We start from the raw sequence: 13,543 nt of genomic DNA on the forward strand, positions 1-13,543 counted from the left end.
GCCGGTCACCAGGGACGTGCGGAGCGGGGCAGCAGCGCGTAGGGGGCGACGTAGCCGTTGTGGTCGATGCCCAGGCCCGCGTCCGCCGCGCTCTTGACGACCTCGTCGTCCCACTCCAGGCGGACCCGCCCGTCACCGGAGTTGACCACGAGGAGGTCGCCCCGCTCGTCACCCGCGTTGCGTACGGAGCGCCAGGCGTCCTGCGGGACGGAGAGCATGTCGCGCGGACCGAGGCGGACCGTGACGGGGTCGGTGCGGTTGAGGGTGACCTCCCACAGGCCGTCCTTCACGATCAGGGTCTGGGTCTCGTGCTGGCGGTGCGTCGAGACGCCCTGCCCGGGATCGGCGCGGAGCCAGGCGGCGTTGTGGCCGTGCGGGTTGAAGACGCGGGGCTCCTGGTGCGGGTCCTCGGTCATGCCGTAGCCGATGACGCAGCTCAGCCGGGCTCCGCCACCGGGCAGGGTGCTGTCGAGGAAGGGCCGCTCGGAGAAGACCAGGTCGTCGGCGGCGGCGATGCGGCGCCTCATCTCGTCGGGGGTGTAGCGGCGGAGCCGGTCGATGTGTTCCCGGGCCATGGGGCTGACCAGCTCGGACTCCGCGGGGAGGGGGTCCCCGGCGACGGTGTCGACGAGTTCGTTGTCGGCGGTGAGGTACAGGCCGTGCTCACTCGCCTCGCGCAGGACCGAGGGGCCCCAGATGATGCCGCCGGTGTCGTCCATGCCCAGCACGGTGAACAGCCAGCCGTCGTCGGGGCCGGTGTTGGTGAACCCGCGGAAGATCCAGGTCGGGACGGACGCGATGTCGCCGGCCCGGAGCGTGAGTTCGCCCTCGGTGCCGTCGACGCCCCAGCGCAGCAGGTACTCGCCCTCGGTGCAGACGAAGACCTCGGCCGTGTAGTGGAGGTGCAGGTTGTTGGTGATGCCGTGCGGCATGGCGGCGGCGCCGATGTTGTAGCCGTGCGGCAGCCTGAGGTTGACGTGCTGACCGGCGGCCTGTGAGACGCCCGGCCCGATCATCGCGTAGTTCTCCTTGCGGTCGGAACCGGGCGTGCGGCAGTCGATGAACGCCTGGTCGCAGGAGACGAAGTCGCTGCGGCGCACCGTACGGCGGGCCAGCTCGTGAGGGGTGACGACTACGTCGGGCATGACAGCTCCTTGCGTGTGTATACGTATGCATTCCATGACAGGCGCCGGTGGCCGTGATGTCAAGGGGGTGGGTCAAGGTCTTTGTGTGCGGATATCGACGACCGGCCGCAGTGGGTGCGGCGGAGTGCGGCGCAGGGGCGACTGGTTGGGGGTGGATTGACATACGTATATTGGGTGGGCGTGCGCCATCGGGTGGCGCCGGTGGCGACGAGGAGAGAGCCGATGGGGATCACCAGTCACGACGTGGCCAGACTGGCCGGTGTCTCGCAGCCCACGGTCTCCCGGGCCCTGCGCGACGATCCCCGTGTCTCCGAGGCCACGCGCGAGAAGGTGCGGCGCGCCGCCCAGGCGCTGAACTACGTGCCGAGCGAGGCCGGACGCACCCTCTCCACGCGTGCCACCCGACGGGTCGGTGTTATCGTCACCGACCTGACGAACCCGTTCTACCCGCACGTCATCGCCCCGCTCCACGACGAACTGAGCAGCCTCGGCTACCGCATGATGCTGATCACGGAGCGGTCCGACGAGGCGGTCGCGGAGGAGAAGCTGCTGGACCAGTCGATGGACGGCGTCGTCCTCGCGACGGCCACCACCGACTCCCGCCTGCCCGCTCAGCTGGACCGTCGTGGCATGCCCTACGTCTTCCTCAACCGGGACACCGGCCGGGCCGGCGACTTCGCCTCCGTCGTCGACAACGAGGGCGGCGGGCGGCTCGTCGCCCGGGAACTCGTGTCCCTCGGGCACCGGCACATCGCGGGTGTCTTCGGCGCGGCGAACACCACCACGGGGCGCGAGCGCGAGCTGGGGTTCCGGCTGGCCCTCGCCGAGGCGGGCGTCGGACTGCCGGAGGACCGGGTGGTACGCGGGGCCTTCGAGTACGACACCGGGTACCGGGCGCTGCCCGCCCTGCTCGACGCGGACCGGGCGCCCACCGCCGTCTTCTGCGGCAACGACGTCGTGGCCATCGGGGTGCTGAACGCGGCCCTCGCCGCCGGCGTCAGGGTCCCCGACGACCTCACCGTCATCGGCTTCGACGACCTCCCGATGGCCGCGTGGGAGGCATTCCGGCTCACCACCGTCCGGCACGACCTGCGGGAGCTGTCCCGCCAGGCCGCCCGGCTGCTGGTCCGGCGGATCGCCAAGGAGGTCGACCCGGCCGGCGAACGGCTGGTCCTGCCGACCGAGTTCGTGCCCCGCGCCACGCACGCCCGCGCCCGATGATCCGTCAGCGTCCGCCGACCGCGTGCCGTGCCGCCCGCTCCGACTCCCGGACCGCCGACGCCGGGGCGTCCCCCTCGCCGCCCCTCGGGCGCCGCTGCCGCAGCACCCCCACGCCCACCAGGACCGCGGTCAGACCCAGCGAGAGCCACAGCTCCAGCCGGTGTCCCGGCAGCACGGCCATGACCACCAGCACCCCGGCGATGAAGGCGACCGTGGCGAGGGTCAGGTAGGGGAACCCCCACATCCGCACCTCGGCCGGCTGCCCTCCCTTGCGCCGGTTCGCGTACTGAGTGAGGGCGATGACCATATACATGATCAGGGCGATCGCTCCGCTGGAGGCGATGAGGTACGAGAAGACGTCCGGCAGCAGGTAGTTGGCGACGACCGCGGCCACCCCGATGACCGTGGAGGCCGCGACCGCGTTGCGGGGGACTCCCTGCCGTGAGGTGCGGGCGAAGAGCGCGGGGGCGTCGCCGCGCCCGGCCAGCGAGAACATCATGCGGGACGCGGTGTACACGGCCGAGTTGAGGCAGCTGCCCACGGCGACGATGAGGACGACGTCCATGATCCGCGCGGCACCCGGGATGTTCATCCGGTCGAGAACGGCCTGGTAGGAGCCGGCCGCCAGATCGTCGGCGTTCCACGGGACCAGACACACCACGATGAGGATCGAGCCGATGTAGAAGAGGCCGAGCCGCCAGACCACCGCGCGCACGGCCTTCCTGATGTTCTTGCGCGGTTCCTCGGACTCGGCGGCGGCGATGGTGACGATCTCGCTGCCCTGGAAGCTGAACATCGCGGTGAGCAGACCGGCGAGGACGGCCGTGCCGCCCTGCGGTGCGAAGCCACCGTGACTCCACAGGTTCGACACCCCGTGGGTGTCCGACCCCGGCAGCAGACCGAGGACGGCGAGCGCACCGAGAACCAGGAACGCGACGATCGCGACGACCTTCAACAGGGCGAACCAGTACTCGAACTCCCCGTAGTTGCGCACCGCGAGAAGATTGCTGCCCGCCAGCAGCCCGATCACCACCAGCGCCGGGATCCAGCTGGGCACCGAGGTGAGACCCGCGACCACCTCACCGGCGGCGATGGCCTCGATGGGGATGACGAGAATGTAGAACCACCAGTAGAGCCACCCGATCGAGAAGCCCGCCCAGCGGCCCAGCGCACGGTCGGCGTAGGTGGAGAAGGAACCGGTGTCGGGCTGGGCCACGGCCATCTCGCCCAGCATCTGCATGACCAGCACCACCAGCCCCGCGGCCAGCAGGAAGGAGACCAGGGCGGCCGGCCCGGCGGCGGTCACGGAGGCGGACGAGCCGACGAACAGTCCGGCGCCGATCACCCCGCCGATGGAGATCATGGTGATCTGGCGGCCCTTGAGGCCCTGGGTGAGAGCGGTGCCGCTCCCTGTTCCGGCGGGCGCCGGTGGCGCGGACGGGTGGTGTGGCATGGCAGAACCTCGGGTGGGGACGGGGCGCGTGGCCGGGCGTGGCGGGGAGGGGGGCTTCGGCACCGGAGCGGCGGTCGCGTGCCGCCGCATGCCGTGCGGCGGCACGCGAGGGGTCACAGCTGGTCGCGCAGTGCGGCCGGAACGTCGTCGAACGCGCCGGACTTCCGCCCGATCCGGTCGATGCGGAGCGTCGCCGTCGCACCGTGGGCCGCCAGCCCCTCGAAGGCCGAGACGCGCTCGACGGCCGGGGCCAGCGACGCGGTCCCCTCCTTCGAGGCACGCTGGTACGTCAGCGGCTTGAGGAACCGGGACACGGAGAGCCCCGCGTTGTAGCGGGCCGTCTTGCCGGTCGGCAGTACGTGGTTGGTGCCGGCGATGCCCTTGTCGGAGTAGGCGACCGTCGACCACGATCCGATGAACAGCGAGCCGTAGTTGGCGAGGTTCTCCAGGTAGTAGTCGTCGTCCTCGGTCTGGATCTCCAAGTGCTCGGGGGCGATCACGTCGGCCACCGCGACGGCGGCGGCCGGGTCGTCCACCACGACGACGGAGCCGAAGTCGCGCCACGCCGGGCCGGCGATGTCCCGGGTGGTCAGCGTCCCCAGCTGGCGCTCGACCTCCGCGATCACGGCGCGCCCCAACTCGGCGGAGGTGGTGACCAGGGCGGCCGGTGAGTTGGGCCCGTGCTCGGCCTGCCCCAGCAGGTCCGCCGCGACCCACACCGGGTCGGCGCTGGCGTCCGCGATGACGGCGACCTCGGAGGGCCCGGCCAGCAGGTCGATGCCGACCCGGCCGAACAGCTGCCGCTTCGCCTCGGTGACGTAGGCGTTCCCCGCGCCGACCAGCATGTCGACCGGAGCCTCACCGAGCAGTCCGAAGGCCATCGCGCCGAGCGCCTGGACGCCACCGAGCGCGAACACCCGGTCGGCGCGCGACAGGTAGGCGCCGTACAGCACGGCGGGGTGCGCGCCGTGCTCGCCGGACGGGGGAGTGCAGGCGAGGACCGTGGGGACGCCGGCCGTCTTGGCCACGTTCACCGTCATGAAGGCGCTGGCGAGGAGGGGGAACCGGCCGGCGGGCAGGTAGGCGCCGACGCGGGAGACGGGAACGTAGCGCTGACCGCCGACGACACCGGGAGCCACCTCGATCTCGAAGTCCGTCAGGTGCTCGCGCTGCGCGGCGGCGAAACGGTGGGTGCGCTCGTAGCCCATCTCCAGCGCGGTACGGACGTCCGGGGGAAGCGCGTCCCCCGACTTCTTCAGCTCGGCGGCCTCGATCTCCAGGTCGCCGGACCAGCCGTCCAGTTCCTGGGCGTAGCCGCGTACCGCGTCCATGCCCTTGCGCTCGATCTCGCTCAGCATCTGTGAGACGCGCTCGACCACCGAGGGGTCGCGCTGGGCGGGCGGACCGTCCACGGACGGCTTCTTGAGCCACTGGAACGGGGGGAGGGACTGTGCTTCGTCGTGCGTGATCTGCATGGCTGGGACGCTAGACGGCAACCTGCCACAGGACCAGAGGGGCGATTCCTGTCCGAAGCACAGGGTTTCCCTGTGGCTTGTCCGGTCGCTCAGCGGCCGGTACTCAGAGGCCGAGATCGTCCCGGATCTCGCGCAAGGTGTCCTCGGCGATCCTGACCAGCTCCCGGGTGGCCCGCGACAGCGGATGCCCCCGCCGCTTGACCAGCGCGATCGTGTCGTAGAGGGGGTCGGCGAACGGGACGGTGCGCAGCCCCGCGGGAAACGTCGCCCCGGCGACCACGGCCCGGCTGGCGATCGTGTCGCCCACACCGGCGGCCACCAGACCCAGCGCGGCCTCGACGTGCTCCAGCTCGATCAGGGGATCGACCCTCACCCCGGCCAGCTGGGCCCGCTCCGCGAGCTGGCGCCGGGTGGGGTCCTGCCAGCCATAGTGGGCGTCGTAGAGGACGAGCGGGGTGCGGGAGAACGCCTCGATCGTCATGGGCGTCCGGGTGCGCTCCTCGCTCGCGCTGACGAAGAACACCTCGTCCCGCAGCAGCGGCGTCACCACCAGCCCCTCGTCCTCGATCGGCAGCACCACGAGCCCGGCCTCGATCCGTCCCGCCGCCACGGCCGCCGCGGTCTCGGCGGAGTTCTGCCCCACCAGCCTGACCCGGACGGACGGATAACGGGCGTGGAACAGCTGTACGAGGTTGGACAGCAGGTAGTAGTCGGCATTGCGCAGCACACCGAAGGTGGCGGTCCCGCCGCCCAGCGAACCCAGGGAGCGCACCGCCCGGGTCCCGCTCTCGGCGGCCTCCACCGCCTGCTGGGCGTACGGCAGCAGTTCCTGGCCCGCCGAGGTCAGTGCCAGGGTGCGGCTGCCCCGCGCGAACAGCTCGGCGTCCAGCTCGGTCTCCAGGCGGCGCACCAGTTCGGAGGCGGAGGCCTGGGCGATGTCCATGGCCCGCGCCGCTGCGGTGAACGAGCCGAGCCGCTCCGCCTCGACGAAGGCCCTCAGCTGGTTGAGGGTCATACGCGGTCCGTGTCCTGTCGAGTCGGGGGCGCGCGACGCCATCACGCCGACGCGGGGGGTCCTCGTTCTACCACGGCCGCCCGGCGGCGCGGGACGCCGCGGCCGCCGCGCGGCCCACAGGTTCTTCCTGTGGATCCCGCTGGACGAAGGGATCTTGTCCCGTGGATGGCCCGGTGATTGGCTCGACCAACGCCCCCGTCCCCGCACGCCACCGACCGCGGAAGGCTGCCCAGTGATGACGACTCCCTTGCCGATCGGCCTCGTCCAGACGGCCGCGCGGCACCACGCCGCCGATGCCACCGACGCGTTCGCCGAGGACGTGCGCCGCGTCATGGCGGCGCACCCCGGCGTCCGGCTGCTCGCCTACCCGGAACTGCATCTGTGCGGGCACGAGCCCGGCGAGGACCCCGAGCGGGTCATGACCGCGGGGGCCCAGCCCCTGGACGGCCCGCGGGGCGCCCGGCTGGCCGCCCTCGCCCGTGAACTGGACATCTGGCTCGTGCCCGGCAGCGTCTACGAGCAGGGTGCCGACGGCCGGATATACAACACCGCCCCCGTCTACTCGCCCGCGGGCGAGCGGGTCGCGGCGTACCGCAAGATCTTCCCGTGGCGCCCTCACGAGACCACGGCGGCCGGCTCCGACTTCGTCGTCTTCGACCTGGCCGGGCACGGACGGGTGGGCCTGACGATCTGCTACGACGCCTGGTTCCCCGAGGTCACCCGCCACCTCGCCTGGCAGGGCGCCGACCTCGTACTGAACCTGGTCCGCACCCCCACCGTCGACCGTGCCCAGGAAGTCGTGCTCGCGCAGGCCAACGCGATCGTCAACCAGGTCTTCATGGCCAGCCTCAACGCGGCCGCGCCGGACGGCCTCGGGCGCAGCGTCGTGGTGGACCCCGAGGGGCGGATGCGTGCCGAGGCCGGGCCCGGGGCGGAGGAGGTCCTGACCGACGTACTCGACCTGGCCGAGGCCCGGCGGGTGCGAGCGCGGGGCACCGCGGGGCTCACCCGGGTGTGGGACCCCTTCGAGGACGGCGGGCCGCCGCTGGAGCTGCCCCTGTACGCGGGCCGTATCGAGCCCGAGCGCTGGCGTCGCGGCGCCGGTGTGGGCGAAGGCGCCCGGCGTGTTATTGAATGAGGTGTGCGGTCGGAGATCTCGGGGCCCGCCGCACGGGTGCGAGTACGGCCCGGCGCCGTGCCGGGGCCGGCGAGCGAGCTGAGAGAGCCGTATGGACACACCCTCTCCTTCGTCCTCTTCGTCCTCGTCGCCGTTCGACCTGGTCAGCAGCGCCTTGGGCAAGTACATCCCGCGCGGCGGAGCGGCGCCGGCCGACGCCTCCGGAGCGCCGGGTGAGACCACCGCCCGCGTACGCGTCCACCCCGACCCGGCGGCCGGCCTCCAGGAGCAGATCCTCGGCGCGGTCAACCTGGACCGGGAGCTGCGCATCACGCGCAGCAACCTGGACGCCCCCGTTTTCGCCGGTCTGGACGTCGTGACCGGAAGCCCCTTCGTCGACCTGCTGCCACCCTGGGACGTACCGACCGTCACCCGGCGGCTGCGGCAGGTCCTGGAGACCGGCGAGGCACATGTCGCCCGGGTCCAGCGGCTGCGGCGCGCGGACGGCTCGGAGCTGGTCGTCTCGATGAGCATCCTGTCCGCCGCGGCGCCGCAGGAGGGCCTGACCGTCTCCCTGATCGCCATGGCCAGGAGACTGCACCTGTACGCCGCCGAGACCGCGATCGGCACCTCGCTGGACATCGGCGAGACCGCGCAGTCGCTGGCGGAGTCGCTGCTGGCCTGGGGAGACGTGGCCGCCATCGACCTCGACTTCGCCGTGTGGACGGGCGAGGGGGTCACCGAGCACGGCCAGGGACGCATCCGGCTGCGGCGGGCGGCCCTGGTGCCGGACCGGGTCTGGCCCGAGGGGTACGTGACTGAAGGTGACGACCTACCCAAGGATGCGAGTCATCTGCTGTCGCAGGCGATCCGGCGTGACGACGCCGCCCAGGCCATCGTCATCCCGGACCGCGAGTCGATCGAGCGGGTCCTCGGCAGCCCGAAGCTGGTACGTGCCCTCGTCCCCAGCGACCGGTCGGCGGGTGTGGCCTGCATCCCGCTCGTCCTCGACGGGTCGCCGCCCGTCGTGCTCGGCGTGGCGGAGGTCTGGCGGCGGGCCGACCGCCCCTTCAACGACGGCGAGCTGCTCGACCTCCAGGAACTGGTGGCCAGAACCTCGCACCACGTCGACCTGGCCCGGCAGCACCAGCGCGAGCACACCCAGGTGCTGGCCCTGCAGCGCCGACTGCTGCCGCGCACCGGCGGCGACACCGTCGAGACCGCCAGCGTCTACCAGCCCGCCACCCCCGACAGCGCGGGCGTCGGCGGTGACTGGGTCAACAGCTTCCCGCTCCCGGACGGCCGTACCGCCCTCGTCGTCGGCGACGTGGTCGGGCACGGCCTGGGAGCCGCGGCGACGATGGGCCAGCTGAGCATGGAGGCCCGCGCACTGCTCTCCGCGGGGCTGGCGCCCGACGAGGTGCTGGAACACCTGGACAAGACGGTGACGATGCTGGACGACGCGGAGTCGGGGCTGGCCGCCGGCTACAGCGCCCTCGGATCGACCTGCTGCATCGCCGTCTACGACCCGGTCAGCCACCGCGTGGCCCTGTCCAGCGCGGGCCACCTCCCCCCGGTCCTGGTACTTCCGGACGGACGCGCCGCGCCGCTCGCGGTCCGCCCGCATCCCGGCCTCGGCGCGGAATTCGCCCTGCGGGAGCCGTTCGGGGTGCACACGTTCGCCGCACCCCCGGGCTCCCTGCTCGCCCTCTACACCGACGGGCTGGTGGAGGATCCCGCCGTGCCGATCGACGAGGGCATCGGCAGGCTCGCGGACGCCGTGTCCACGGTGCACCCCTGGGACGTCCTGGAGGAGGCCGCGCGGTGGGTCGTCTCCGGGCTGTCGCCGCAGCGCGGGCGCGACGACGTGACCCTGTTGCTGGCCCGCATGATCGGCTACCGCAAGGGGGACACCGCCACCTGGCGGCTGCCCGCCCGCGACGACGCGGCCGCCCGGGCCCGCACGCTGGTCTCCGCGCTGCTGCGCGAGTGGCGTACCGGGGACGACACCCGGGACAGGGCGCTGCTCCTCGTCAGCGAGCTGGTCACCAACGCGGTCCGGTTCGCCCGCGGGCCCATCACGGTACGGCTGATCAGGGCCGGTCACGGACTGCTGTGCGAGGTCGGCGACACCGGCAACGGCCGTCCCCGCCTCGGCCGCGGCGAACTGCTCGACGACGGCGGTCGCGGCCTGCACGTCGTGCACCGGCTCACCGCCCGGTGGGGGGTGCGGTGGACGGACACCGGCAAGGTGGTCTGGGCGGTGGTGGCCAGGTGACGGCGCGGCCGCGCTACAGCCACTCTCCTTCGAGGGCGGTCGCCGTGAGGCCCGGGGCCGCCGCGTACAGCACGGCGCGACTGCCCGGCCGCTGCCCGGCGTCGTGCGCCCGGCGCATGATGTCGAACACGGCGGCGCCGCCGCGGTTGCCGCTGGTGTAGCTGTCCCGGCTGTGGTCGAGGAGCCCCGACGGCCACTCCTCGGGCATGGTCTGCTCCATGTACTCCAGCACGCGCGTCCCGCCGGGGTGCGCGAGCAGCACGTCGGGGTGCCAGGAGTTCGGGGCGTCCTGGTAGCGGTCGTGCAGCCAGTCCCACATGGCGGTGACGGTGTTCTGCACGGCGCGCGGGCCGCGCCGGTCCATCACGAAGTGGGTGCCGTCCGCACGCGTCTCCAGGCGGTGCAGGTCCTGGGTGTCCGGCAGGGTGTGGTGCCAGGAGGCGTCCAGCCGCAGCACCGACTGGGGCCTGCGGCGGCCCGTGACCACCGTCGCGACCGCGGTGTCCGCGAACAGCAGCCGGACGATCAGGGACTCCAGGGTGTCGTCCGCGGGCTGGTAGGTCGTACTCAGCGCCTCGGAGATCACGACCAGGACCACCCGGTCGGGGTCGGCCGCCACGAGGTCGGCCGCGAGTGCCAGGGAACGGGTACCGGCGACACAGGCCCACTGCGAGGCGGGCAGCAGCATCGCGTCGCCGCGCAGCGGGAGCCGGTTGGCCAGGGCGACGTCCAGACCCGGCAGCGCCGGGGTGGTGGAGTTGCTGGTGATCAGGCAGTCGACGTCCGAGACGTCCAGCCCGGCGATCTGCAGAGCCCCGCGCGCCGCCCGCTCCCCGTACGCCTGCACGGCCTCCCACGCCGGGGCGGTGCGCTCCTGCACGGTCTGCGGTGCCGGCACCGCTTCGAGGGCGGCGACCACGCGGTCCACGTCCTGCTCGGTGAACCCGTCGCGGACCAGCGCCTCCCGCGCGGGCCCGGTGCCGGTCGCCGGCAGAGCGCCCGAGGCGCCGGGCGCCACGGCCGTCTCCAGCGGCAGCATCCAGCCCCGGGTCTCGATGCCGGTACTGGCCGCGATGCCGTCGATCCGGGGCGCCCACGCCGCGTCCGGGTGCCGTTCGCGGACCTCCTCCACGATCTGGCTGGTCTTGACGGCGTGCTCGCCGTGTATGACGGCGGGCGGGCACAGGTATGCGGCCACGATTCGCACCTTTCTCCGGTGAACAAGAGAGGGAAAGTCCCGAGTGCTGTGGCATGGCTCACTCCAGCACCCCACGTCCAAGTCCATGCCGACGCGCGTCACTTCGGGCGTCGGCATCCGATTCGAGCATGGCGGCTAAATGGACATTTGCGCTGTGACTCAGACAACTTGGACGGCTCTTGTCGTGCGTGACGCTCCACACATCCCTGTGTGGAACCGCTCCGGAGGTACCCCTCTCAGGTCAGTTCGCCGTTCCGGGCCACCACCCGCCCGCCGGCCCGGTGCCCGCCCTCTCGTTCGGGCCCGATGCTGCTCGCTTCCGGTGCTGCCCGGCCGACGGGTCCGCCCATGCCGTCGTGTTGGCCGTGCCCGTGTATGGTGCGCCGTGCGCTTGGACAGACAGGTGCACCGGAGCCGGTGGAAGACGGGTTCCGGGGGATGGGGTCCGCGGGCGGTACCTGCGCCCGCCTGATCCCTTGTCCTGTGCCGTCGGCCCTGGTGAAGGGGCCCTGTTCCGAGGATTTCCTGACATGACTACCGGCCCGCCCAACGGCAACGCGACTTCTGTCGTGTCACTTTCCGTCACGGATCAGGCGGCCATCGTGGTGCTCCACGGTGAGATCGACCTGACTGCACATCACGAAGTGACCCTCTGCTTCGAGGCGGCGGTTCGCTCGGGACTGCCGCTCGTGGCGGATCTTTCCGGGGTGACGTTCGCCGATTCGACCGCCCTCAACATGCTGCTGCGAGTGACTCAGGAAGTGCCGCTGTCGCTGGCTGGTCCGCTCGCCCCGCAGGTATCCAGACTGTTCGAGGTCTCCGGGGTGGGCGCTGTGCTCATCGTGCTGGCCTCCCGTGAGGCCGCGGTCCGGCACGCGTCCCGCACGGCGGGCGCTCGGAAGAGCGCCTGACCGCCGTCCATCGGCCGGCCCGTGTCGTCACGGTCATGGGGCCGGAGAGGTTCGCCGCCTCGCCGGGAGATGCCCTCACTCGCCCACGTGCCACTGCGCCGCCGTGGGTTCCGAAATGCCAGGATGGCACCGTCACTTCCTCGGCAAGCCTCCGACGAGACCATGTCCGGACCGCCGCTCCCGTCGAACGCCGGAGCGCTGCCGACCGCGGCTGCGACCACGACACGTACCTCCGCCTGGAACTCAGGGGGTGGCGCGCGTCGCGGCCCTCGACCTCTCGTGCGCACAGGGCGAATTGGGGTACCGCATCCGCGAGGCCGAGAACGACCCGAGACGGACGACCGCCCGAAAGCTGTAGCACGGCCCTCCTGGCCATCCTCACGTCGACGTTGCGTCGTTTCGGTTCGCATCCAGGGGACAGACGCCAGTAGGCCGCGGACGGGGACGCACGGTGCAAACTGGCATCGCTCCTTCGCGAGTGGGACTCCGGAGGACGAACCGTGAGCGACAGCATGTGGCAGTACCAGCCGACCACCGGTCACATCCAGGGCACCGACCTGACCGGCTTCAAGGTCGAAGCCAGGGACGGCGACATCGGCAAGGTCGCCAAGCACTCCAAGGAAGTCGGCGACCAGTACATCGTCGTCAACATCGGTGTGTGGATCTTCGGCAAGGAAGTGCTCCTGCCCGCCGGGACCGTCGTGGCCGTCAACACGGACGAGAGGCTCATCCAGGTATCCCGGACCAAGGACGAGATCAAGTCTGCTCCGGATTTCGACAAGGACGAGCATCTGGGTGACCCCGGCTACCACGAGCGGATCGGACATCACTACGGTCACGCCCGCGACATGCACGGGACGCCCCACACGGGTGTCGCCCACGGCACCCCCACGCCTCGCGCCGCCCAGGGCGCGCCGGGTACGGGCACACCCTCGAGCCCCACTGGCCTGTAGCGCCGCTGCCAGATACCGGCGCGGTGGGGGCGAGGCGAAGCCGTCACCTCGCCCCCACCGCACTCTGCAGGGGAGCCACCATCAGCGAAGACTGTGCCGAACCCCGCGTACTTCCCGGGAGCCCGGGCAAGCACGCGCCCGTGATTCCGCACGATCGGCCGGACCGGCAGGCAGATCCGAACGAGGATTCGAGCCGGCCGGTCAGTGCGCCGATCGAGTGATGCGCCCCTCCCGCGGCCGACCGGACGCGCCTGTTCCACCCCCGGGCGAGCGTCAATCGGTGTCCGAGCCATGGTGTGAAATCCGCTGGTGGGGTACCGGACTTGTGCCGGTTCCGGTTCGTTCGGACAGTAGGGGGCCGGCCGGCCCAGCCCGGCACCGTGTTCCATTCACCGGCCGGGGGAGTGGGTTGCCCCCTGGGACACACAGGGGGCAACCCACTCGGTGCGCTCGTTCTCCGCAGAGCAGTGAGCGACACCGGTCAACTGTAGATACCGCCACCGACAATCCGGGCCGCGTTGAGACCCGCCGAGTTCTCGCGTTCGCTGTTTCGGCAGTACCGGGAACCGCAGCGGCACCCCCGTCATGGACTCGCCGGCGAGCAGCATCCACGTGAGCTGGGTCTTGGCGACGTGCCCACCCACGATGCGGCCCCCGCCGTCGAAGCCGGCGCACGGTGCCGCAGCCGTGGGCCGCAGCAGATCCATGGCGTCGCACCCTCCGCGGCGCGTGCGGCAGCGGCTTCAGCGGCCGCTGGGCGACGGCGGCGCGCATCCC

9 protein-coding genes and 1 pseudogene are annotated in these 13,543 nt (G+C 71.9%); 5 read left to right on the forward strand and 5 right to left on the reverse strand.

Features of this window, described 5'->3' with window-relative positions; genetic code table 11:
- Positions 1-5: 5 nt before the first annotated feature.
- Complete coding sequence (locus tag OIE75_RS39400; protein ID WP_329473799.1) at positions 6-1,145, reverse strand: cupin domain-containing protein; 1,140 nt, start codon at positions 1,143-1,145, stop codon at positions 6-8.
- Between the two features lie 201 nt (positions 1,146-1,346).
- On the opposite strand from OIE75_RS39400, the gene OIE75_RS39405 reads away from it, so the two are divergent.
- Complete coding sequence (locus OIE75_RS39405) at positions 1,347-2,366, forward strand: LacI family DNA-binding transcriptional regulator (RefSeq protein WP_329473800.1); 1,020 nt, start codon at positions 1,347-1,349, stop codon at positions 2,364-2,366.
- Positions 2,367-2,370: 4 nt separating this feature from the next.
- Here OIE75_RS39405 and OIE75_RS39410 read toward each other — a convergent pair whose 3' ends face one another.
- From OIE75_RS39410 to OIE75_RS39420, 3 genes are all read right to left on the reverse strand, one after another.
- Complete coding sequence (locus OIE75_RS39410) at positions 2,371-3,819, reverse strand: amino acid permease (protein WP_329473801.1); 1,449 nt, start codon at positions 3,817-3,819, stop codon at positions 2,371-2,373.
- A 113-nt stretch (positions 3,820-3,932) separates the two neighbouring features.
- Positions 3,933-5,294 carry a histidinol dehydrogenase gene (gene hisD, locus OIE75_RS39415; protein ID WP_329473802.1) on the reverse strand — a complete coding sequence of 454 codons (1,362 nt, stop codon included), beginning with the start codon at positions 5,292-5,294 and terminating at the stop codon, positions 3,933-3,935.
- A gap of 103 nt (positions 5,295-5,397) precedes the next feature.
- On the reverse strand, positions 5,398-6,309 hold the full coding sequence (locus tag OIE75_RS39420) for a LysR family transcriptional regulator (protein WP_307017194.1): 912 nt from the start codon (positions 6,307-6,309) through the stop codon (positions 5,398-5,400).
- A 235-nt stretch (positions 6,310-6,544) separates the two neighbouring features.
- Here OIE75_RS39420 and OIE75_RS39425 point away from each other — a divergent pair, with 235 nt between their 5' ends.
- A complete protein-coding gene (locus OIE75_RS39425) occupies positions 6,545-7,447 on the forward strand; it encodes a carbon-nitrogen hydrolase family protein (RefSeq protein ID WP_329473803.1) in 903 nt (300 codons plus the stop codon).
- Positions 7,448-7,538: 91 nt separating this feature from the next.
- Positions 7,539-9,704, forward strand: a complete 2,166-nt coding sequence (locus OIE75_RS39430; RefSeq protein WP_307017198.1) for an ATP-binding SpoIIE family protein phosphatase — start codon at positions 7,539-7,541, stop codon at positions 9,702-9,704.
- A gap of 13 nt (positions 9,705-9,717) precedes the next feature.
- Here OIE75_RS39430 and OIE75_RS39435 read toward each other — a convergent pair whose 3' ends face one another.
- Entirely contained in the window at positions 9,718-10,902 is a 1,185-nt protein-coding gene (locus OIE75_RS39435) for a type III polyketide synthase (protein ID WP_329473804.1), read from the reverse strand.
- Positions 10,903-11,432: 530 nt separating this feature from the next.
- On the opposite strand from OIE75_RS39435, the gene OIE75_RS39440 reads away from it, so the two are divergent.
- Both OIE75_RS39440 and OIE75_RS39445 read left to right on the forward strand, forming a co-directional pair.
- A complete protein-coding gene (locus OIE75_RS39440) occupies positions 11,433-11,813 on the forward strand; it encodes an STAS domain-containing protein (RefSeq protein ID WP_329473805.1) in 381 nt (126 codons plus the stop codon).
- Positions 11,814-12,313: 500 nt separating this feature from the next.
- Positions 12,314-12,658 (forward strand): annotated as a pseudogene (locus OIE75_RS39445) (PRC-barrel domain containing protein); the annotation flags it as partial.
- Positions 12,659-13,543 lie beyond the last annotated feature (885 nt).

This window comes from Streptomyces sp. NBC_01723, from assembly GCF_036246005.1.
Classification (GTDB): Bacteria; Actinomycetota; Actinomycetes; order Streptomycetales; family Streptomycetaceae; genus Streptomyces.

Coding starts and splice junctions, on each gene's coding strand:
- hisD (WP_329473802.1), bottom strand. CDS start 5,294: ATGCAGATCACGCACGACGAAGCACAGTCCCTCCCCCCGTTCCAGTGG.
- OIE75_RS39440 (WP_329473805.1), top strand. CDS start 11,433: ATGACTACCGGCCCGCCCAACGGCAACGCGACTTCTGTCGTGTCACTT.
- OIE75_RS39410 (WP_329473801.1), bottom strand. CDS start 3,819: ATGCCACACCACCCGTCCGCGCCACCGGCGCCCGCCGGAACAGGGAGC.
- OIE75_RS39430 (WP_307017198.1), top strand. CDS start 7,539: ATGGACACACCCTCTCCTTCGTCCTCTTCGTCCTCGTCGCCGTTCGAC.
- OIE75_RS39400 (WP_329473799.1), bottom strand. CDS start 1,145: ATGCCCGACGTAGTCGTCACCCCTCACGAGCTGGCCCGCCGTACGGTG.
- OIE75_RS39420 (WP_307017194.1), bottom strand. CDS start 6,309: ATGACCCTCAACCAGCTGAGGGCCTTCGTCGAGGCGGAGCGGCTCGGC.
- OIE75_RS39425 (WP_329473803.1), top strand. CDS start 6,545: ATGACGACTCCCTTGCCGATCGGCCTCGTCCAGACGGCCGCGCGGCAC.